Raw genomic sequence first — 21878 nt, 5'->3', positions numbered from 1 at the left:
CGTGAATTGGATGATATGTGGTTATATCATTGCCAAAATACAAGTTATTCGACCGGATGGATTGTATATTTACAATTTTTCCGGTAAAATATCAAGTTAGAATTCACGTATAATGAGGCGGAAAATTCCAAGGTTTTTTTACCTGGTGGAGTGGGTTAACTGCTCTATATAAGGTAATGAACGACACATACATTACGGGCCGAAGTGTCCAAGTATCTTGGAGCACCGATGAAGGGCATAGAGATATCCAAACTTGCACCTTCCGAGCGTATGCAAGATCGCGGCTGGTATGAGAAGGGGAATGTGCAAATGAAGATCGGCGTATTAGCGCTTCAAGGGGCTGTCACAGAGCATATACGGAGTATTGAACGCGCTGGAGCAGAAGGTGTTGCTATCAAACAGGTTCAGCAATTGCATGATCTGGATGGTCTTATCCTTCCTGGCGGGGAAAGTACAACGATTGGCAAACTGATGCGTAAATATGGGTTTATGGATGCCATTCGAGCGTTTGCTGCTGAGGGCAAACCGGTATTTGGTACCTGTGCTGGCTTAATCGTTATGGCTAAGCACATCACGGGACAGGAAGAGGCCCATTTGGAGTTAATGGATATGACTGTATCCCGAAATGCATTTGGACGGCAGAGAGAAAGTTTTGAAACAGATTTGCCGGTCAAAGGCATCGAGGAAACGGTGAGAGCTGTGTTTATCCGGGCTCCCTTGATTGAGCGTGTTGGAGAGCAGGTAGAGGTACTCTCTACTTACAATGATGAGATTGTTACAGCTCGTCAGGGACATTTGCTGGCTTGCTCGTATCATCCGGAGTTAACGGATGACTATCGTCTGCATGCTTATTTTGTAGACATGGCCAAGTCCTACAAACACGCGGTAGACCCTAAATAGTGTATGATGTACAACCTATGATCTCCCGGTCATCGGATCACTTCCCCAGCAGCCTTGTAAGGCCGCTGATTGGCAGTTGCATCTGAACGGATGCCTGATGTTGCCTGTATCTGCTTCATAGCGGGAATCGCAGCGGAGGGTCGCACCGGGAGCATAGGTTGTTTTTGTGGTTACAGATTCCGATAAGTATATAGTAAGGTATACACAGTAGATTTTTGAGAATCGATTTAACATAAGGCTTCACTTCGTGGGGTTATTTAGGAGGGGTATATCGTGCTTGATGTGAAAATATTGCGGAATGAGTATGCACGTGTAGAGGAAGCATTGACTAAACGTGGCAAATCGTTGGATCTTATCGCTGGATTTACCGAGATGGATACCAAACGTCGGGAATTGCTTCAAGAGAGTGAGACGCTCAAGAGCCGTCGGAATACGGTCTCTGCGGAAGTTGCTAGACTGAAGAAGAATCGTGAAAATGCAGATGATCTGATTGTGGAGATGCGCGAAGTCTCTGATCGAATCAAAGCCATGGACGAAGAAGTTCGGGAACTGGAAGTGAAGATCAATGATCTCACCATGGCGATCCCGAACATTCCTAACGAAAGTGTACCTGTTGGAGCTTCTGAAGACGACAATGTTGAGATTCGTCGTTGGGAAGAGCCAAAATCATTTACTTTTGCGCCAAAAGCACACTGGGAAATTGCTCAAAATCTCGATATCCTTGATTTTGAAGCAGCTGCCAAAGTAACAGGATCTCGGTTTACCTTTTATAAAGGATTGGGTGCCCGTCTGGAACGTGCATTAATCAACTTCATGATGGATCTGCACAGCGATCAACATGGATATGAAGAGATTCTGCCTCCATACATCGTTAATCGGGATAGCTTGTTTGGAACAGGTCAACTGCCTAAGTTTGAAGAAGATCTGTTCAAGTTGAAAGATACCGAATATTATCTGATCCCTACTGCTGAAGTTCCGGTAACGAACTATCATCGCGAAGAGATTCTGAATGTAGATCAATTGCCGAAGCACTTTGTGGCATACAGCTCATGTTTCCGTTCTGAAGCCGGTTCGGCAGGACGGGATACACGCGGATTGATTCGTCAGCATCAGTTTAACAAAGTAGAGCTGCTCAAGCTCTCTACGCCGGAGACTTCGTATGAAGAGTTGGAGCAAATGACTCAAAATGCGGAGCGTGTGCTTCAATTATTGGGATTGCCGTATCGCGTTCTGACACTGTGTACCGCAGATATGGGCTTCACTTCAGCTAAAACGTATGATATTGAAGTATGGTTACCTGAGAGCAACACCTATCGTGAGATTTCCTCCTGCTCCAACTGTGAGGACTTCCAGGCACGCCGTGCCAATATCCGTTTCCGTAGAGAGCCAAAAGCCAAACCGGAATTTGTGCATACATTGAACGGGTCAGGATTGGCTGTTGGACGGACGGTTGCCGCTATCCTGGAGAACTATCAACAGGAAGATGGTACGGTTGTTATTCCTGAAGCATTGCGTCCCTATATGGGCGGCACAAGTGTGATTGCACGTCGCTCTTAAGCGACAGTTAACCATCCTTATCAAGAGCAATACAACTTCAATCCGTCATTTTGAATGACGGGTTGGAGTGTTTTGTATTAAAAGGGCATTTGTCTGATATGAATCATAAATTTTAATATAAAAAAGGTTGCATTATATTGTCGAGATATGGTATGATACTTTTCGTGGCAAGTTTATAAAAGTTAATTCCCTGGAGAGGTACCGAAGCGGTCATAACGGGGCGGTCTTGAAAACCGTTAGGGGGCAACTCCACGTGGGTTCGAATCCCACCCTCTCCGCCATACTACACTTATAACAAGGATTCGAGCGATATCGCTCGGGTCCTTTTTTGCGTTATGCGATTGTTTAACGGAGTGATGGTACGGGGTGGTGACCCCTGTATACGTCGCTCAGTACAAAATTATATTTTGAGTACGTCTGATATGTATAAAAACATCTTCATCGCCGCACTTTATAGGAGTGGAGGTGGTAAGATGAATCGCGAGTTAAACATCGATCAGACAGAGCTTGTAGGGGCTTGGCAAGAGCGTTTGCCTCAAGTCTTGAATGTGGGTGATCAGGCTCAAGTAATGGCGGATGAGGCCGATCAGCAGGCCATTCGGATACACATTGCGACAGCAGGTCATGAGATGTATTCTTTTGATTTCAAATGTGAGTATGTGGATTCCCGTGAAGTCAGTGTCCAACTGATTGATGTGGAACGGGATGGACGAACGACAGATGAGCGTACAGAGCCAATTCAGGAACTGGCCCACGATTATACAAGGCACATTCACGAATGTGCTCAGTCGTTACAATCCCAGACGCGACAATAGTTTGAAACCTCAAGGAGTGAACACATTTGACTAAAGCCAAAGCGGGAGTAGACAAAAACCTGCAAAATGTAGTTGATGATCTGGAGCAGCCAGCCGTAAACAGTCACCATGCCCAGCAAATTCAGCAAGATATCAATGATCGCCGTCATCAGGATGCACTAAATCATGATAAAACGGAAGATAGGGACCCATCCCATTCCTAACATTGATGAGGGGGTAACATTATGAGCAAACCGAAAACAATTCCTGTACCGGAAGCGCAAGCTGACGAACAGCATCATCATTCATCCAAACGTTCTTCCATGCAGGAGCCATTATCCGGTTCCAAAAAAGTAAAAAATCAAAATCATGTGGATCATTTGAATCCCCAAGGTTAATAGAAGAAACAGATTCACGCAAAAGTCTCTTGTTACCTAACAGGGGGCTTTTGCGTATTCATACATATACAAAGACAGGCACATGGTTATTTCCAAACCTCACGTAGGTCTTTGTAGCCATTTTAAAGAGGAAAGATCACATTTTTCCCAAATTAGGTTTCAGTATCTGGTGATATGGTATATCATTGATATTGAATTACTTTTTTTGGGGTTATCACGAGAGGAGAGAAACAAATGACTAAACGTATGGGGGCGCTTCTTCTTACGTTGCTGTTGACCGTATCCATGGCCTTGACAGCATGTAGCAGCAAGCAGGAACCAAAAGAGGCATTGAAGACGGCTGCGGCCAATGCTTCCAAATTAACTTCGTATGAAATGAGTTCCAACTTCACTATTAATGAATTGAGCTATAAACCTGGGGATGCATCTCAAACGGATCCGAGCATGACTCAGTTTATGAGCATGTTGAAGGATGCTCAGTTGAATGTAACAGGTGTATACCAAAGTGAGCCAATGCAGACAGAGATGACTCTTGGCATTGAACTTAAAGGCGATATGGGTATGACCTTTACCATTCCAATGGTAATGACGGCTGAGAAGCTCTATGTGAAAGTGCCGAATATTCCGTTCTTCCCGATTCCGGAGAACGTTGTTGGCAAATTCCTGGAACTTGATCTGAAAGAACTGGCTGAGCAAGAGGGTACGGAGTGGAACCCGGATGCTATGGACGCAGCTAAAACTCAAAAGCTGAGCAACGAAGTCATGGACGCAGTCCTGAGCGAATACGATCAAGCTAAATTCTTCAAAAACCTGGACACCAAAGATGCACAACTTCCTGAAGGTGTAGATGCGAAGCAAGTTGTACAATTCTCGGTGAATAATGACAATGTTAAAGAAGCCGTTACTGTACTGGTAACAAAAGCTATGCCTAAAGTGTTGGATATTCTGTCCAAAGAGGAATATCGTGAAATGCTGCAAATGGATCAGGCTGATATCGACAAAGCTAAAGAAGATTTGAAAATCACTGAAGCAGATCAGGCTGAAATGGCTAAAGACTTGGATAAATTGAAAGATGTTCTGACAATTAACCAATTCAACATCGATTTCGCATTGGACAAAAACGACTTCCCTGTATATCAGAAGATGGTCGCTGATGTGTTGATCAAGCCAGAAGATACGAAAGACGAAGTGAAACTGGCATTTACCGGTTCCAATACGTACACCAAGATTAACGAAAAAGCAGCATTCAAAATCAACATCCCTACGGGCGATGACGTAATTACTATGCAAGAGTTCGAAGAACTAATGAGCGCTTCATACGGATACTAATCTGCTGAGTTCAAACCGTCTGTGATTCAAGTGAAGGATCATCTCCTTCCGCTTGGATACAGGCGGTTTTTTATGTTACATAGCGTTAAGAGGGGATATCCTCCGAATGATTGATCTTGTATTTTTGAATGGTGGCTAAGGTTACATACCAATAAAACCGCACTCTCTCCTACATAAATAGGGTAGCGCGGTTTTAAAGATTGAATGTGCATCATGTTGAATTGGGGATGCAGACAGCTATGTGGTGGAGCTTCTAAATTAGTTAATCCGCAAGTTCATCCAAGTCTTCAGCAAGTACAGCATAGATCTGATGATCCTGATATTTGCCGTTGATCTTGAGGTATTTGCGAGCCGTACCTTCAAACTGGAACCCGTTCTTCTCCAACACGCGCTGCGAACCTTTGTTGGTAGGCAATACCGCAGCCTGGACCCGATTTAACTTCAGCGCACGGAAGCCATAGGCTACGGCCAGTTTAACCGCTGCTGTCATTCGTCCGCCGCCCTGATAATCCGGATGGATAAAGTAACCCATATCAGCATAATTGGCAACGCCTAATACGACATTGTTAAGACTTACTTGTCCAATCAACAGGCTGTCTTTAATGGTGTAGATCCCAAATTGGTAACCTGTACCTTCTTCTGCAGCATTGACCCGATCCTCAATTCGTCGAGTCTGAGCATCCAATGTATAGAAATCATCTTCTCGCAAGGGTTCTACGGACTGGTATGGGATTCGTGTAATTTGAATCAGGTCCAGATAGGATTGTGTATCTTGGGGTGTGAGCAACCGAAGGCTTATGCCATTGGCTGTGTCATATAGGGTTAGCGCCATTACAGCACACTTCCTTTCCAATTGGGATGTTTGTAGTCGGTGATTATTTTAACTTTTGACGCAGACTTCTGAAAAATTGAGTTAGCATCGTGGAGCATTCGGGCTGAAGAATATCCGGGATCACTTCGGTTCGATGGTTAAATCGAGGCTCCTGTAGCAGGTTCATCAGTGTACCTGCACAGCCTGCCTTGGGATCAGCCGTACCAAAGATTACGCGGGGAACCCTGGATTGTACAATGGCGCCTGCACACATGGGACAAGGTTCCAGTGTGACGTACAGAGAACAATCCAACAAGCGCCAAGCTCCGATGGTCTCGCTTGCCTGACGAATAGCCACCATCTCTGCATGGGCGGTAGAATCCAGTGTCGTTTCTCGCAGATTGTACCCTCGACCAACAATTTGGTTATTTTGTACAATTACAGCTCCAATCGGCACTTCCCCAAGGGCCTCGGCTTTGTATGCCTCAGCAATGGCCTCCCGCATCCAATGCTCATGTTGAGCTTCCTCGGATAATTGTGAAAGGTCGGGCTGGAGAGAATGGTCATCCATTACAATATAACTCCTTCCAAAAAGCATTTATTCAGCGAACAGGCATTCGGGTTGTTAACATGTTGTGTATAGAAATGTGGATAACCGTATAGTTGCTCACATAGTTATAAACAAACTATCCACAAGCCTGTGGGTATGTGGACAAATACAGTGATTAATTTCATTGTAGAGTTCAAAAATACAAAAAACAACGAATTTCGAGCTTTTCCGTCATTCGGTAACTTTTGGTCACAGGTCAATTATCCTTTTCAAAAAGACATACAAGCGTTATGATGGAGATAGGTTTTGCCATATATCGCCAGAGGGTACAAGCCGAGAGGTGAACAAAAAAACTTGTCTATTAAAACGAAATTATCCATGATTATGTCCTGCTCAGTGCTCGTTATTTTAGTGTTGAATATCGCACTGAGTTATTATACTACAGAAGAGAATCTGAGGCAGGACAGTGAAACCAAGATGGTACTCACTGCAAAGCAGATTGCAATTGCTGTCGAACAGAATCAATACAGTTCAGATTATGTAAAAAGGCAGATTGGAAACAATCTGTGGCTTGCTGCTGTCATGGCAGCGGAAGAGTTGGACCCGGATATTAATAATATCACAAATGAAGAACTTGTTCGCTTGAGTCAAAAGGTCGGCGTTTCGCATATTTCATTGATGGAACAGACGGATGATGATATTGTGGTTAGCCGTTCATCAGATCCAAGAGAGATCGGGCTGTCCACCAAATCCATGACCTATTGGTATCAGGCGTTTAAACAATTATTTGAAAAACAACAGGTAACGATTCCTCAAGGGCAGAAGCTGGAGCATTTCTGGTCCGATGGTTTCGAGTATTCGACATCCAGTCCCTCGGATATTGATATCTGGGGTTACTACCATGATGGAAAGAGAAACTACATAATCAATCCCTTCTATAATAATACGGAAGTTGATGACTATGTGAAAATCTCTAGTCCGGATGAGATTTTGAATAAAATCCGTGAGGTCAATCCCTCCATTCTGGAGATTACAGGCATCAATCCATTGACTTTTGGCAGCCCGAACATGGGTGATGACGGAAGAGATTCGAATTTTAGCAAGTTGAATAACAGACCTATTCGGTTTGGCACGTATCAGTATGGATCTACCGATGAAGATCATCGTGCTGTTGTGCGCGCCATTCGGACAGGACAGAATGTATCTTTTGTCAGTGAAACGCACGAACAGAAGGTGCTGAAGAGTTTTATCCCTATTTTCACACCTAATCAGTCTTCATATGTCATCAGTATTGTCATGGACTATAAGCAAATATCCTCCATGGTGTCTGAGCAACTGGTGAGCCATGCCTCAATATCGTTGGTGTTGCTGGAGATCGTGATCTTTGGTAGCTATCTGCTCGCAGGTTATATTACGCGTCCGATCCAATCCATACTGGGCAAAGTGAATGATGTAGCGGATGGACACTTTGACTTCCGTCTGAAAGTACGGAGGAAGGATGAACTCGGCCAACTGGCCAATCGGATTAATGCCATGATTCGTAATCTGGGCCATTATACGAGTCGTCTGAAACAGATGTATGAAGAAAATCGCGCGGTAAAAGAGCATCTGGAGTCCATTATCAATCAGACAGCCGATGCCATTCATATTACGGATCTTGAAGGGAAAGTGCTGCGGGTTAACCGGGCATTTGAACAATTATATGGCTTTCGAAGTCGCGAGGTGGAAGGTCGTAATCTGAAAATCATCCCGCCAGAGGCAGAGGAAGAAATGAAACGTCAGCATGCCCAACTCGTTGAGGGAATGTCTATTACGTCCAATGAAACCACCTGGATGAAGAAAGATGGGACTCGTGTAGAAGTCAGTGTCAGTACGGCTCCAGTACGAGACGAAGCTGGGGAGATTACCGCACTCATTAGTGTCTCCAGAGACATTACAAGCCGTAATCGGATGGAAGAGCTGCTCAGACGCTCTGAGAAGCTAACAACCGTGGGCCAGCTTGCGGCAGGTGTCGCGCATGAAATACGTAATCCACTCACCACGTTGCGCGGATTCCTACAGTTACAGCAAGAGAGCAACAAGCTGAATCATCGTCATCTGGATCTGATGTTATCGGAGCTGGATCGCATCAACCTGATTGTTGGTGAATTCCTGATTTTGGCCAAACCGCAGGCAGTTCATTTTCAGAATCGGGATATTCGTTTTATTCTCGGCGATGTCATCTCGTTACTGGATAGTCAGGCGCACCTGCATGGTGTAGAATTTGTACTGCGTGCCTCATCCGATTCGGCTATGGTACACTGTGAAGAGAACCAGTTGAAGCAGGTATTCATCAATTTGCTGAAAAACGGTATGGAGGCCATGCCAAATGGAGGAAACATCCACATTAAGCTCAAGCATGACGAGCAGTCGAAGCGCGTCAGAATTGAGATCAGGGATGAAGGCATTGGTATCCCGGAAGAGATGATGCCCAAGCTTGGGGAGCCTTTCTTTACGAATAAGGAGTCCGGGACAGGGCTTGGTCTGATGGTCAGTCAGCGAATTATTCAATCACATAAGGGCATGATGGATATTAAAAGCGTCATGAACAAGGGAACAACGGTTATTATTGAACTGCCTGCATCCGAGCAACAACCGGAGGTTATCGAGGCAGATCAGGTAACGGATGAACCAATTACAGATGAAGAGAAATAGATGAGGTGAGATTACCTTTTGCGTATTAATAAATTTATTAGTGAAACAGGTTATTGCTCGCGGCGTGAAGCCGACAAGTTGGTGGATCGTGGGCTGGTAACCATTAATGGAGTTAAGGCTGAGCTGGGCAGTCAGGCAGAAGAAGGCGACGATGTACGAATTAATGGCAAACCGATCAATGAAAAGAGAAAACATGTATATATTGCGCTGAATAAACCGATTGGAATCACAAGTACTACTGAGCAGCATATTCAGGGGAACATTGTTGATTTTGTCGGACACGATGAACGTATCTTTCCAATTGGACGTCTGGATAAAGACTCGGAAGGTTTGATTCTGATGACCAATGACGGAGATATCGTTAACCGGATTCTTAGAGCAGAAGGACGCCATGAGAAAGAGTATATCGTCACTGTTGATCGAACGGTCACGCCGAGTTTCCTTAGAGGCATGAGCACCGGAGTTAAGATTTTGGGTGAAATGACACTGCCTTGTACCGTGACCCGGATGACGGATCGGGTATTCCGTATTATCCTGACCGAAGGAAAGAACCGTCAGATTCGGCGGATGTGTAGTGCCTTTGGCTACGAGGTTCGTAAGCTGAAGCGGATTCGGATCATGAACATCCATCTTGGAGAAATGGCAACTGGTTCTTGGAGAGAACTCACCGCTGCTGAAAAAGCGGAGCTGGGCGGTCTGCTCGACTATTCACTGGAATAGTCGATTCGACTTTCTTTGACCCAATAGGTGAAATGGTTATTGAAGAAAATATAAAAGCAAAAGACCGCTCCCTATCGTTAGATGGAGAACGGTCTTTTTGGTCATTGGCGGCCTAGTGGCTTTTAATTTCCTCCGCCAACGGCTTTTACATTGGTATTGTTACTTTGATACTTCCGAATGATAGAAACCTCTACACGGCGATTCTGTGCCCGTCCGGCATTGGTGTCATTACTGGCAACCGGGTGATACTCTCCATAACCACTTGGTGTGAATTTGGAAGGGTCCAATTGTGTGTTCAGCAACAGGATTTTCAGGAAGTTAAGCGCACGGTCTGCACTCAGATCCCAGTTATCCTTATATTGGTTGTTCGAAATGGGAATATTATCGGTATGACCGGATACAACCACTTCGTATTCAGGAAATTCTTGCAGCATGCTTGAAATGGCTTTGGCCAGGGATCGTGATTCAGGCTTCACATCTGCTCTGCCTGAGGAGAACAGGGCGTTATCACTGATGGTGATTTTCAATTCAGACTGATTCAGCTTGGTGTTCAGCTGGTCCGAAAGGCCGTTCTTCGAGATATACTGGTCAAGCCGTTTCTTGAGCTTCTCCAGATCTTCCTGCTCTTTTTGAGCCATTTGTGCATCCGTAATCTGAGCTGGTGTTTTTTTGGTGATTTCTGTAGGTTCCTGTTTGTTCTTACCCAAGTCAACACCTGGCGTATCCGGATTCATGGACGTATGATCCAGAATACCAGAGCCTCCATTCAATGCACTACTTAGTGCGGAAGCCATCTGCTCGAACTTGGCCGCATCGAGTGAACTCATGGAGAACAACGTGATAAACAGGGCAAGCAACAAGGTCATCAAGTCAGAATAGGGAAGCAACCAGCTCTCGTCTATATGTTCTTCATGTGGTTCGTGCTTTTTAGCCTTTTTCACCTGATGATCCCTCCTTCTCTTCCAGTTGTTTGCGTTCGGAAGGTGTCAGGAATACGGATAACTTTTGATTGATGGCAATGGTGGATACACCAGATTGTATGGATAACAACCCTTCAACCATCATCAGCTTGATCTCCATTTCTTGCTTGGACATCCGCTTCAGTTTGTTAGACATCGGGTGCCATAACACGTAACCACTAAATATACCAAGGAGTGTTGCGATAAATGCTGCCGCAATCGCATGGGAGAGTTTCTCCATGTCACTGAGATCGGCAAGTGCTGCGATGAGGCCTACAACGGCCCCGAGAACCCCGAGCGTTGGCGCGTACATCCCCGCCTGGGCGAAGATCAAGGCACCGCCGCGGTGGCGCTCCTCTGTAGCATGAATATCTTCCATCAGTACATCACTTACAAATTCCTGATCGTTGCCGTCGATAATCATACGCATACCGCCACGAAGGAACTGATCGTCAATCTCTTCTACTTTTGATTCCAGTGCAAGCAAACCTTCACGACGGGTAGTGGAAGCCCAATCCATAAACGTGCCGATCAGAGACACTCGATCAATAAGTACTTGATTTTTGAAAATAATCGCGAAAAGCTTAGGAATTTTCTTAACTTCTGACATAGGAAATGCAATAAAAATGGTTCCTGCCGTACCAACAAAGATAATAACGTAGGCTGCCGGATTGTTAACCAGGTTGATTAAGGGCGCACCCTTCAGGAACATACCGAGTACAAGGGAGACCAGCCCAAAAACTAGTCCAATAATCGTTGAAATGTTCATCATACACCTCATCCATGAGATAAAATTGAATCCTTTCAAGCGGCTGTATTCGGGCTTCCGGACGAATTTTTGGCCGCAATCCGTTCAATGTTAGGCATTCCTTGCGGTTGCTAAAACAGTTCAAACGGTCATATATAGTATTTATCGACCAGAAGGCCTTTTTTTTTAAGGGCTATTTTCAGGTATAATAAGATCAAATCCGCTCCTTAGGGGCCGAATAGGAGTGAAAAGCCAATGGGCGTAAAGCATGGACGGGATTATGAAGGAATTTTGACAGATCTGACAACGGCAATTGGACGCATACCGGATCGGTATGTTTTCTTTGAAATGGACGCGGAAGAGTGGGAGAGACTCGCTGCACCTGAGCAACTTGAAGTGGATGAGGCGTTGGCGGAAGATTTGTTCTATGCACTGGGCGAAGAGTCTGTGATTCCGGTTGGAAGTGGCGTGGTCATCCATGATAAGGAACAGCACCGCATTCATATTCTGATCGGGGAAGAAGAGTTAACATTTGTACCTTTAATCTAGTGTATATACATGCATTTTAAGGTGTATGAATGGAACTGGAATTTTCCACAAAGCCTTATGGTTAGTGGTTCTACGCCATATAAGTTGATTGGATTTTGAAGCTTGTCCGTGGTAAGATGTTACTCGTGAAATGGGCTGATCGCATGGCGATGAGCCTGGCCTTTGAGGTTGCTGACGATAGCACCGAAGGTGTTGGTGGTTATACGGACGCACGTCTGTAATGTACCATCCTATGGGGAGGAAGATAACGCATGGTTTTTTCGCAAGAGGAAGTCGAAGCTCATCTGGGAAGGCTGGAAGGCTGGGAACTGGAAGAGGGACGGTGGATTGTACGCAAATTTGTGTTCTCCAACTACATGAAAGGGATTGCATTTGTGGATGAGGTCGCTGCGATCTCGGAAGCGTTCAATCATCATCCTTTTATTACGATTGACTATACAACGGTTACGCTGCGTCTCACGTCATGGGATGCGGGCGGTATTACATCTGTAGATATTAAGGAAGCAGGGCAGTACAACGAAGCTTATGACAAAATGAGGTCGGAATAACGAAGTTGGTTATTATCGCGCGGCCGGAAGTGAGTGAACCCATACATGTCAGACTATAATCAGGAACAACCTCTTATTGCTGTCGTAGGCAGTCTCAATATGGATCTCGTGGTGAAGACAGATACGATTCCGGAAGAGGGAGAGACAGTGAGCGGTGAGGAACTCCACTATCTCGCTGGCGGCAAAGGTGCAAATCAAGCTGTCGCTGCTGCGCGTCTGGGTGGACAGACCACAATGATTGGTGCGGTGGGATCGGATAGTTTTGGCGAACGTCTGCTGCACAGTCTGACGGAAAGTGGTGCAGATGTCTCGCAGGTTCGCAGATTGGAAGACACGGTTACAGGGACAGCTTCCATCTGGCTCTCTCGGGGAGACAACCGGATTATCGTTATTCCTGGTGCGAATGGGCAAGTAGTGCCTGAGATGCTGGAAGAAGCGGATACGGTAAAAAGCCTGACTGCAGCCGCAGCGGTGCTGCTACAGCTGGAGATCCCGCTGCCAGCGGTTACCCGCGCCGCCCAACTGGCGGCTGAAGGCAGCGCACTGGTGGTGCTCAACCCGGCTCCCGCGGTGCCGGGTCTGCCCCAGGAGCTCCTGCGGTGCGTGGACGTTGTCACGCCGAACCGCAGTGAGCTTGCCGTGCTGACCGGCCGGGATCATCTCCGGCCGGAAGACCTGGATGCGGCGGTCGCAGAGCTCGCCGCATCCCTCGGGGCCGCTGTCGTCACGACGCTCGGCCCCGAGGGGGCTGTGTACGCGGCGGCGCCTGGTGGCCGCGTACAGGCAGGGCGTGCCGGCGCATGCCGTGCGCCCGGCTACGCCGTAAGCGCCGTCGATACGACCGGCGCTGGCGATTGCTTCAACGGCGCGTTGGCGGTAGCCCTCGCGCGCGGTGAGACGTTGGACGCGGCCGTAGGCTTTGCCATGGGTGCGGCCGCGTTATCCGTGACGAAGCTCGGCGCCCAGTCCGGGATGCCGTCCGCACGTGAAGTGGAGGCCTTTCTGGCCGAGCATGCGGCAGATGCCTAATCAATAGCATAACAAAGAGGCTCTTATTCTCCCAAAAGGGGATTAAGGGCCTCTTTGTTATGTGTGTGCAGAGATTACTTCTTCTCTGACAGCCACATGGCGATATTAGCAATCTCTTCATCCTGCAGTTTGCCCTTGAAGGAAGGCATACCGCCACCTTTACCTTTGACAATCGTAGTGTAGATCTTCTCCAGATCATCCTGGCTGCCGATGTTTGCTAGAGCAGGTCCTACGCCACCCTGAAGCTGATCCCCGTGACAGGAGATACAATTGGCTTTGACCAGTGCTTCAGCCTGTCCGGCATCCAATGTGACTTCCGGCATGGTAGGCTTGGCTTCTTCAGCCACTTCTTCTTTCCCTGGAAGCGTAAACATTAAAACAATAGCTAAAGCGCATGCTGCAAAAAATACTCCGCTCATGATCCATTTGTGCATCCCTTATGTCCCCTCCAGAATGAAAGATCATCTAACCTGAAACTATCCATATCATTATAACGGAACCTGTACTGACATCATAGCATTTTGTGGGAAATTTTTGAACTAATCACATAACAAGGCGCAAATTTGGTTGTTTTGCAATGGATTTTAATCACGAGGCCCTTCATAAACCATACAGTGAAAGGGCTTCAAGCCGCTTGGGGTCTGTCGTTCGTATGTATCCTGGGTGACAAATCCACTCTTTAGATAGACTTGAATGGCACGAGCATTCCAAGTGAGCACTTCCAGATCGAGCTCATTCATCGGATTTCGGCGAATGGCTTCCTGTACAATGGCCGTGACAAAAGCTGTCCCTTGCCCCTGACCACACAGCTCTGGATGCATGCCGAGGCCAATCCGGGTTACCCCTTGAAGTGGGAAGTATTGAGCAAATCCACATATACGATCGTTCTGATCCAGGACAATCGCATATTGCTCCTGCCGCAGCTGTGCATCTCCGAATTCCACTTCCAGCGCTTTCATCTGCTCCCAGGGGAGCCAGCTGTAGATATTGTAAGGCGGATCATACTGCCAACTGCAGATGAGCTCCGCATGTTCTTCTCGCATGGGTACAACGTGAAACGTTACGGGGGCTTCCTTCATACACCTGCATGCTCCTTTCCTTGAAACAGAACTCTCTGTCCACTCTACAAAAGAGATATTCATTTAGCAAGTCTCTCTTACCAGAAAAAAATATGAAACAAAAGTTCCGGTAATTCCGTTTATATTATAACAGGATGGGTAAAAACATCATAAGGGCACGGACGAACGAGCACAAAATGAGCCTGTTGATGTTGCAGGATAGCCCCGAGCGTAACTTGCAATATGAATCAGGATGGAAGCACAAAAAAACCGCCGGATACATTCCTGCGGAGAATGTACCGGGCGGTTCTGTTATGCTTCTTGCTTCGTTACAGTATGGTTCATGGTTACAGTATCATGTTGCTCAGCTTGTCCCTAGTCAAGGGCCAGTGATTCATACGCGTCCGTGCTCATAATCCGTTTAGCGCCAACATAACGATTGGCCCAATAGCTTTCACTCAATGCACTGATCGTAACACCTTTGGAAGAAGAAGAGTGTGCGAACTTTCCATCCCCTACAAAGATTCCTACATGGGATACGCCTTTACCTGTAGTATTAAAGAATACCAGATCGCCAGCTCTCATTTCCATGCGGGATACGGAATCGCCCATGTCGAATTGGGAACTGGATTGGCGTGCCAAATCAATACCCAATTTGTCGAATACATACCGTGTAAATCCGGAGCAGTCAAAGCCGTTAAGCGTTGTTCCCCCACTTTTGTATGTAGTTCCCATTGCTGAATCAATTACTTTATCCATTTTTGAATCTGCGAATGCGCTACCTGCACCAAGCGATAATGCGAATGTGATGCTAAGTACAGCTGCGGTTAATTTCTTCTTGAACAAGAGATATTCCCCTTCCAACGCCTGCGAGGTTAGCTTAAGGATTCGGTTGAAGGTCCCCTATGATCCCTCTGTAGCAAGATCAATTCACCCATAACTGGTTCCCCCGCTTCCCAGGTGCCAGGAATTTGGCTATGCTAGTTATGCACCTGCGAAATCAAGAAATGACGATTTAATTTTAAGTAGTTACAAATATGAATGTAAAGATTACAAAGTTGTTACTAAAAACTCACTGCGATTATTGTAACAGAGGAGTACGTCTTTGGCAACGTTTAGCAACAAAATTAGCAAAAAAAACCTCGACCTTTGACGGGGAAAGGTTGAGGTTTGCCTATTTATAAGTACATAGCAGGCCATGAGTTTAACATGTGATGGTAACAATTTTTAAACTAAATGCTCTCACCTTTGGATACTTTGGACTGCCACAATCGGAAATGGCTGCATATTTTCCACAGACTCAATAGACATCTGGCAAGTGGATACGTCTGCTGTAGTATAAGTCCGGTAAGTCCCGTTAATAACCATGAGGCTGAAGTGAATGCCCCAAAGACGAGTAAGTGGACTCCGCCCAGCAGGAGAGCAATGCCGATAACGGCGATGAGATGACGCAGTGCAATCCAGAGTGCTTTGAGGGTGCCGTGAGCCCCGCCTTCTCCTTCTGGTGCCGACACACCGAACTGCATGTAGAGCATGACATGGTGGATGACCCATCCATATACAATCCAGGCAGCAACATAAGGTATACCAGGCAAAAGTAATTGAAGGGAATGAAATCCGTCCATGAGGATCGAGTAGAGCTTCGGTATGAGCCAGTAGGCGGGCAGAAGTATCAATAATGTACGTATGGTGTGCAGCAGCAGCATCGGTTTCCACAGTTTTTTGATTCCACGGACGAATGGGATGCGCTCTTCTGTAGAATTAAAGTGCTGAAGTGAGTAGAGCAGTCCTGCCTGAATAAGGGGGCTGATCAACATGCGAACCAGCAGCATGCCCCCCAGAATCCATAGATAACGATGAACCTCCGGATGGGTAGATAGGTTAAGTTGGCTTTCCATTTTGAACAAAAGTGTACTCAGTTCCCCGGCATCAGAATCTGGATAGCGCAGGAGGAGTGGGATGACTGCCGATTGTACCATTCGATAGAAGAAATATCCCCAAATGAGTTGATAAAGAAATAAGAGTGCCGCAATGAACATATGCTGACGGACGAGAAACCAGCCTTCACGTATTTTCGCTTTCACCGTATCCACCTCACCATGACAGACCTCCGAATATGGCTTCTATTAGTTTGGTTACACTCATGCTCCAGCGGGACTTCGTCTGCTCATCCAGTCCGGATTTTAGGAAATTGTTCATATGGCGGTTCTCCAGCACGATCGTGTACAGGGGATCGGTCATGGCCCAGGCTACGGGGGATGTGTGCGTTAATTTATAGGTAATTCGATCTTCTATGCCATCCCATTGCTTGGTGAGGGTATGTCCGTCTTCAAAAGCAATGCGAACAGGAACGGCGTTGTAATCACTGCCTTTTTTGACGATCGTCACGGATGACTCGTACCATGTTTGACCGTCTTTCTGTACAGGCGTAACACGAATCTTCTCTACAGCAAAGTCAGCCATTCCATTACCGTAGACGTATTGGTCAAAATAATCAGACCAGGACGTGCGGGTCACTTGTTCCACAACGTTCTGAAAATCTGCCGAAGTGGGATGTTTGAAGCGGTACTTCTTCACATAGGTAGAGAGAATGCGTTCCATCTTTTTTGTGCCGACTTGATGTTCAATACCAAGCAATACAAGCTTGCCACGTGTGTAGACATTGGCTGCATACTCATTCTGTGAATCGAACTTCCAGGATTCTTGTGTTAAGGATGAAGGAGACGTAATCAGGCCCGATTGTACCGGCAGATTCGGAATCAATCCGTATTCCTGCTCCATCAATTTGTCTTCTGCATAAGAGGTGAACCCCTCATCCAGCCAGGCTTCCTCGAATTCGTTGCTGGCAACCATGCCGTAGAAGTACTGGTGTCCGATCTCGTGGACTACGGTACGTTCCAGGTCATAACCTGGAGTAGTGTCATCGGCTCCAAAGGCCGTTACTAGCGTAGGGTATTCCATACCTCCAGCACCGTTCCCCGCTTTGGGTGGAACAACGATGGATAAGGTAGCATAAGGATACGGGCCAAACCATTTGCTATAATTGGATAGAGCGGCCTTCGCGGCGTAGAAATAACGTTCCTTCAGATCCTGATGAGCAGGATCCAAATATAATTTGATTCGTACACCAGGCACATTGGGTGCAGAGAAGGGTTCCTCGGCGTAGACAAAATCCGGTGAAGCTGCCCAGGCGAAATCATGCACATCATCGGCATAGAATTGATAGACTTTTTCTCCGTTCTTCACCACGGCTTGTTGTGTCGGAAATCCGGTAGCGGCAACTTTGTATGTTTCAGGCACCCGAATACGCACACTATATATACCGAAGTCGGCGTAAAACTCTGAATTGCCATGGTATTGGTGCAGATTCCAACCTTCCGTTGTCCGTCCGCGCCTGCCCACAGGTTCATAGGCACTTAATTTGGGAAACCATTGACCTGCCATGACAAAATCATCAGCAGTTCCCATCCGGGCAAAAATCTTTGGCAGATTCACTTGGAAGCGGGTGTGGAGTGTAATGCTTTCTCCGCCTTTGACGGGTTTGGGTAAGCGTACTTTAATGAGGGTGGTGTCCTTGATATTTCCGTCATCTGGTTGCACATACTGCATCCGGTGCAGCAGAGAGAGCCCGTCCTCCGTTTTCATTTCGGTAATATTCATGGAGCCATAACCGTTGGTAGGCATGACATCACCCCGAAGCTTTCCGCCGGATTCCTTCATAAAGGTGGTGTCAGCAGAAGAGAAGGCGTTGGGATACATATGAAAGTAAAGCTCGTTGACGGTTTTTTTACCTGGATGTGTCCAAGTAATCGTCTGAGTCCCTTCCAGTACGTTCCCTTCGACCAGTTTTACATCCATGTGATATTCCACAACACGGTTGCTGTACACTTCGGCAGTAGGGGTCTGTACACTTTCTGGAGGTGCTGGGGTTGGGGACTTTGCCTTAGGCTTGCCCGATTCCGGGGCAAGTGTTGGCAATTCGGAATGAGTTGAGTGAGTATAACCCAGAGTGATCCATATCCCTCCGGCCAGCACACACAGGGCCAGGGATGCGGTGAGCCAGCTCTTGGCGCGTCGTGGAATCATCGATAAATACCTCCCGTTGACAAGCATCTACAGCATGTATATGTTTGCAATGGGCCGATTATTAGTTAAAATATTTGTATCAACCCTTGGAGGCTATAAACATGGACCAAAACGAGCAAAACGGCAAAAAGCAGATTGCCTTGAATATCGTTAGTGCAAAGAGCAAGCATAAAGGCTTCGGTGCAGGCTCCATTGATCTGAATAACCTATCTCCGGTCATTATTGACAATGGTGAAGCCAAAATTGATATTGGTGCGATGCATGCGAAGAGTAAAGTGGAGCGCAATATCAAGTTCTCGACGAATCGTGAGGATGTACCCAACGGTCGCCAAGTATGGCTGGTGTGGGTAGCTGTGGATCGCACGGAAGAGGGACAGCTGTATGGTGGAGCAACAGCATGTGAGATGTGGATCGATACAGAAGCGAGACGCGGATGGAAACTGCTGGCGGAACATGTGAATCGCATGGATTATGCCATGAAGCGCCGTTTCATGCTGGATGAACTGGGGCCGGAAGATCGGGCTGCACTCAAGAAGCTGTTGATCTCACACAACGAAGAATGGTGGAATGCTTCTCCGGATGAATTGAAAGAAGCACTCGCTTAAGGCAAATCATTCAACACCGTATAAAATCAAAAAAAGCAAAAGGACCCTTGACCGTAAAGTTCGGTTTGGGGTCTTTTGCTTGTGTATGATCTGTATTCATCGAACTGAATAATTATGAGTTTTCATCCGAAGTTAATTTCCAAATGCCCAATATAACGAGAAGTTACGAGTGACGCAACTAAGTCATCGTGCATTTGCGTCATTCTACCCACCAACGTTTGAAATCTCCCCACCAGGAATGTTTCTCTTCCTGTATGCCTTGTTGATTCTGTACCTCACGGGTCTTCTCATCTTCTCCAGGATCCGAATCATCCGTCGTACCGTGGCAGACCTCTGTGGGTTCAGTGCCATCAATAAAAACTTCCAGTCGTTTCTCTTCGCAACCGTTGCCTGCCAGCTTACCGGATTCCGGGTCGATATAGACACTTACGACGTGATCAGGAACAGTGAAAATTTTGGGTGGTACGCTCGCAAGCGCCTGCTCTGTGAATTGGGCAAAGATTGGTGCCGCGCGGCGGCCGTCCGAAGTCGATATGGCTTTGCCTTGGTCATATCCAACCCATACGGCGGTAGAAAGTTCTGGTGTGAATCCAACGAGCCAGGCATCCGTGTTGGTTGTGCCTGTCTTTCCGGCTACCGGACGTTTAATTGTGGCAGATACCCGGTTACCGGTTCCTCCATTTTCGAATACACTTTCCATTAATCGAGTTAGTACATAAGCTGCCGCAGGTTCCACAACGGTCTCAGCCTTGGTTTGAGGCGATTCATAGAGTACACGTCCTGCTGCATCCGTCACTTGCAGAATGGCGACAGGCGGCGTCCGTTGTCCGCCAGCAGCAATGACGGAAAAGGCCGACGCCATCTCCAGCGGGCTGACAGGTGACGTTCCCAGTGCGAGAGAAGGTACGGCGCTCAGGTTGCTCGTAATACCGAGGTTTTTTGCCATACTCACAACCTGCTCAGGACCGATCTGCATAATGGTGTTCACCGCATAGATATTGTCTGAAGCGGCGATCGCTTGTCTAAGGTCAATCTCACCCAGATACTTGTCTCCGAAGTTGCCGGGTTTATAGGTCTTACGGTCATTGTCGTAGTGAAATAGGGTAGGTTCACTATTAAATATGGATGCACTGGTGAGTTGCTTGGACTCCAGGGCAGCCAGATACATAATAGGTTTAAACGCCGAACCTGGCTGGCGCGTTGTCGCCAGTACATGGTTAATCTGATTGGTGCGGTAATTCTTGCCGCCCACCATGGCTTTAATGTAGCCTGTCCGAGGGTCGATGGACACCAGAGCTGTCTCCAGCTCACTTTTGGCATCCATACCCTTCGCTATCGCGTCTTCCGCTGCTTTTTGTACACGCAGATCCAGTGTGGTGTAGATGTTCAATCCCCCATGATCCAGCATCGCTTCACTGATTCCCAGTTCTTTGATGGCCAGATTCCGGATATAGTCGCGGAAATACGGGGCACTTTCCACCGTTTTACGTTCGCTTTCCGGTTTGAATGCTAGCATTTGCTCATAAGCTTTATCCGCCTCAGCTTGGGTGATCTTGCCGATATCAGCCATGGCATTCAGCACAATCTTCTGCCGGTCTTTGGCGTTTTTCATATGGTTATAGGGTGAATAGTAGGTTGGTCCTTTTGGGATTCCTGCCAGCATAGCGCTCTCTGCGAGATCCAGCTGTTTGGCGGATTTGCCAAAATACATTCGCGAAGCTGCTTCGATTCCGTATGCACCATGCCCATAATAGATTTCATTCAGATACATCTGTAGGATTTCATCCTTGCTGTATTTCATCTCCAATTGCGCCGTGTACATGGCTTCTTTTGCTTTGCGAGTCCATGTTTTCTCATGAGATAAATATAGATTGCGCGCCAGTTGCTGGGTCAATGTACTCGCGCCTTGCGACATCTGCATATGTTCGAGGTTAACGAGCACGGCCCGTCCCATTCCCTGAACGTCAAAACCGTAGTGATTATAGAACTTGCGATCCTCTACAGCCAGAGTGGCGTTGACGAGATTCGGAGCGATATCCTCCAGTTGAACCGGAACAGAGTCTTTGCCACCGGCGGAGAAGGTAGCGATCACTTCCCCTTGACTGTCCAGCAATCGGGAATTCCGATCAGAGTCTGCGAGGGGCAGGCTGGTTGCGTATAGGTAGACCAATCCTGCAGCGGTAGCAAGCATGGCGAGCACGGCGAGCAGAGACAGGTTTTTAATGAATTTACGTACACGGAACCCGCGTTTGCGGGTCTTTTGATTTGGCTTGGTCATGGAACGGGCTCCTCTCTTTTCTTCCAGTATGGGACTTCATTGGCAGGGATATTCAATCAGGTACATAAGCAGACAAAATGTAGCGTTTTCGCCGGAAAAACCGTTTTGCAGTATAAACGTCAATCGCGTATAATGCAAAAGGGTAATGAAAAGGTAAGATTCGGCACAAGATACTAAAGCGCGTAAGGACGAACAGACGAATGGTCATTGATTCATTGATTAGTCAGACGCTCTGCACGCTCTGGTCAATTTAATCTATATAATG

Annotated in this window: 23 protein-coding genes, 1 tRNA gene and 1 riboswitch; of the genes, 14 read left to right on the top strand and 10 right to left on the bottom strand. The window is 46.9% G+C overall.

Going from position 1 to position 21878, the window contains the following annotated elements; genetic code table 11:
* The first annotated feature begins 309 nt into the window (after positions 1 to 309).
* The 7 genes from pdxT (at position 310) to ACX9NY_RS23210 (ending at position 4978) form a co-directional block, all read left to right on the top strand.
* Positions 310 to 900, top strand: coding sequence for a pyridoxal 5'-phosphate synthase glutaminase subunit PdxT (gene pdxT / locus ACX9NY_RS23240; RefSeq protein WP_339261265.1), 591 nt, complete (start codon positions 310 to 312; stop codon positions 898 to 900).
* 273 nt (positions 901 to 1173) lie between these two features.
* The gene (gene serS, locus ACX9NY_RS23235) at positions 1174 to 2457 is read left to right on the top strand and encodes a serine--tRNA ligase (RefSeq protein ID WP_472475318.1); all 1284 of its coding nucleotides are present in this window, start codon (positions 1174 to 1176) and stop codon (positions 2455 to 2457) included.
* Between the two features lie 192 nt (positions 2458 to 2649).
* Positions 2650 to 2738 (top strand) — tRNA-Ser (locus tag ACX9NY_RS23230).
* A 192-nt stretch (positions 2739 to 2930) separates the two neighbouring features.
* Positions 2931 to 3272, top strand: coding sequence for a hypothetical protein (locus ACX9NY_RS23225; RefSeq protein WP_253428947.1), 342 nt, complete (start codon positions 2931 to 2933; stop codon positions 3270 to 3272).
* Between the two features lie 26 nt (positions 3273 to 3298).
* Positions 3299 to 3475, top strand: coding sequence for a hypothetical protein (locus tag ACX9NY_RS23220; RefSeq protein ID WP_017691325.1), 177 nt, complete (start codon positions 3299 to 3301; stop codon positions 3473 to 3475).
* A 21-nt stretch (positions 3476 to 3496) separates the two neighbouring features.
* Positions 3497 to 3649 (top strand): small acid-soluble spore protein P, encoded by a 153-nt coding sequence (locus ACX9NY_RS23215; protein ID WP_472475314.1) that lies wholly within the window; start codon positions 3497 to 3499, stop codon positions 3647 to 3649.
* Positions 3650 to 3883: 234 nt separating this feature from the next.
* Complete coding sequence (locus ACX9NY_RS23210) at positions 3884 to 4978, top strand: hypothetical protein (protein WP_339304927.1); 1095 nt, start codon at positions 3884 to 3886, stop codon at positions 4976 to 4978.
* Positions 4979 to 5240: 262 nt separating this feature from the next.
* On the opposite strand, the gene ACX9NY_RS23205 is transcribed toward ACX9NY_RS23210, so the two are convergent.
* Both ACX9NY_RS23205 and tadA read right to left on the bottom strand, forming a co-directional pair.
* The gene (locus ACX9NY_RS23205; protein WP_339258196.1) at positions 5241 to 5810 is read right to left on the bottom strand and encodes a GNAT family N-acetyltransferase; all 570 of its coding nucleotides are present in this window, start codon (positions 5808 to 5810) and stop codon (positions 5241 to 5243) included.
* Positions 5811 to 5853: 43 nt separating this feature from the next.
* Positions 5854 to 6360, bottom strand: coding sequence for a tRNA adenosine(34) deaminase TadA (gene tadA, locus ACX9NY_RS23200; RefSeq protein WP_472475311.1), 507 nt, complete (start codon positions 6358 to 6360; stop codon positions 5854 to 5856).
* A gap of 333 nt (positions 6361 to 6693) precedes the next feature.
* On the opposite strand from tadA, the gene ACX9NY_RS23195 reads away from it, so the two are divergent.
* Both ACX9NY_RS23195 and ACX9NY_RS23190 read left to right on the top strand, forming a co-directional pair.
* Positions 6694 to 9033 (top strand): ATP-binding protein, encoded by a 2340-nt coding sequence (locus tag ACX9NY_RS23195; protein ID WP_339258198.1) that lies wholly within the window; start codon positions 6694 to 6696, stop codon positions 9031 to 9033.
* Between the two features lie 18 nt (positions 9034 to 9051).
* The gene (locus tag ACX9NY_RS23190) at positions 9052 to 9753 is read left to right on the top strand and encodes a pseudouridine synthase (protein WP_339238966.1); all 702 of its coding nucleotides are present in this window, start codon (positions 9052 to 9054) and stop codon (positions 9751 to 9753) included.
* 122 nt (positions 9754 to 9875) lie between these two features.
* Here ACX9NY_RS23190 and motB read toward each other — a convergent pair whose 3' ends face one another.
* Both motB and motA read right to left on the bottom strand, forming a co-directional pair.
* Positions 9876 to 10694, bottom strand: coding sequence for a flagellar motor protein MotB (motB, locus tag ACX9NY_RS23185; RefSeq protein ID WP_339238967.1), 819 nt, complete (start codon positions 10692 to 10694; stop codon positions 9876 to 9878).
* On the bottom strand, positions 10681 to 11481 hold the full coding sequence (gene motA, locus ACX9NY_RS23180) for a flagellar motor stator protein MotA (RefSeq protein WP_339242860.1): 801 nt from the start codon (positions 11479 to 11481) through the stop codon (positions 10681 to 10683). Before motA ends, motB begins: the two co-directional genes overlap by 14 nt.
* A gap of 234 nt (positions 11482 to 11715) precedes the next feature.
* Between motA and ACX9NY_RS23175 the strand changes: the two genes are divergently transcribed.
* The 4 genes from ACX9NY_RS23175 (at position 11716) to rbsK (ending at position 13586) form a co-directional block, all read left to right on the top strand.
* A complete protein-coding gene (locus ACX9NY_RS23175) occupies positions 11716 to 12009 on the top strand; it encodes a hypothetical protein (protein ID WP_253428962.1) in 294 nt (97 codons plus the stop codon).
* 95 nt (positions 12010 to 12104) lie between these two features.
* Positions 12105 to 12230, top strand: a complete 126-nt coding sequence (locus ACX9NY_RS23170; protein WP_339238970.1) for a hypothetical protein — start codon at positions 12105 to 12107, stop codon at positions 12228 to 12230.
* Positions 12231 to 12260: 30 nt separating this feature from the next.
* The gene (locus ACX9NY_RS23165; protein WP_062838136.1) at positions 12261 to 12557 is read left to right on the top strand and encodes a 4a-hydroxytetrahydrobiopterin dehydratase; all 297 of its coding nucleotides are present in this window, start codon (positions 12261 to 12263) and stop codon (positions 12555 to 12557) included.
* 45 nt (positions 12558 to 12602) lie between these two features.
* Positions 12603 to 13586 carry a ribokinase gene (gene rbsK, locus ACX9NY_RS23160; protein WP_339238971.1) on the top strand — a complete coding sequence of 328 codons (984 nt, stop codon included), beginning with the start codon at positions 12603 to 12605 and terminating at the stop codon, positions 13584 to 13586.
* Positions 13587 to 13660: 74 nt separating this feature from the next.
* Here the strand turns inward: rbsK and ACX9NY_RS23155 are convergent, their stop codons facing one another.
* The 5 genes from ACX9NY_RS23155 to ACX9NY_RS23135 form a co-directional block, all read right to left on the bottom strand.
* Positions 13661 to 14020: a c-type cytochrome gene (locus ACX9NY_RS23155; RefSeq protein ID WP_278297432.1), complete on the bottom strand. Its 360-nt coding sequence runs from the start codon at positions 14018 to 14020 to the stop codon at positions 13661 to 13663.
* 150 nt (positions 14021 to 14170) lie between these two features.
* Positions 14171 to 14665, bottom strand: a complete 495-nt coding sequence (locus ACX9NY_RS23150) for a GNAT family N-acetyltransferase (RefSeq protein ID WP_472475300.1) — start codon at positions 14663 to 14665, stop codon at positions 14171 to 14173.
* 354 nt (positions 14666 to 15019) lie between these two features.
* Complete coding sequence (locus ACX9NY_RS23145; RefSeq protein WP_440392513.1) at positions 15020 to 15490, bottom strand: C40 family peptidase; 471 nt, start codon at positions 15488 to 15490, stop codon at positions 15020 to 15022.
* Positions 15491 to 15493: 3 nt separating this feature from the next.
* Positions 15494 to 15631, bottom strand: a riboswitch (cyclic di-AMP (ydaO/yuaA leader).
* A gap of 245 nt (positions 15632 to 15876) precedes the next feature.
* On the bottom strand, positions 15877 to 16728 hold the full coding sequence (locus tag ACX9NY_RS23140) for a hypothetical protein (protein ID WP_339238973.1): 852 nt from the start codon (positions 16726 to 16728) through the stop codon (positions 15877 to 15879).
* 10 nt (positions 16729 to 16738) lie between these two features.
* Complete coding sequence (locus ACX9NY_RS23135) at positions 16739 to 18730, bottom strand: M1 family metallopeptidase (RefSeq protein WP_339258204.1); 1992 nt, start codon at positions 18728 to 18730, stop codon at positions 16739 to 16741.
* Between the two features lie 101 nt (positions 18731 to 18831).
* Between ACX9NY_RS23135 and ACX9NY_RS23130 the strand changes: the two genes are divergently transcribed.
* Positions 18832 to 19335, top strand: coding sequence for a YwhD family protein (locus ACX9NY_RS23130; protein WP_253428974.1), 504 nt, complete (start codon positions 18832 to 18834; stop codon positions 19333 to 19335).
* Positions 19336 to 19534: 199 nt separating this feature from the next.
* On the opposite strand, the gene ACX9NY_RS23125 is transcribed toward ACX9NY_RS23130, so the two are convergent.
* Complete coding sequence (locus tag ACX9NY_RS23125; RefSeq protein WP_339258206.1) at positions 19535 to 21613, bottom strand: transglycosylase domain-containing protein; 2079 nt, start codon at positions 21611 to 21613, stop codon at positions 19535 to 19537.
* Positions 21614 to 21878: the final 265 nt, after the last annotated feature.

This window comes from Paenibacillus sp. CB74 (assembly GCF_055687625.1).
The sequence above is the reverse complement of the archived record's forward strand: the minus strand, read 5'-3'. Positions and strand labels throughout refer to the sequence as shown.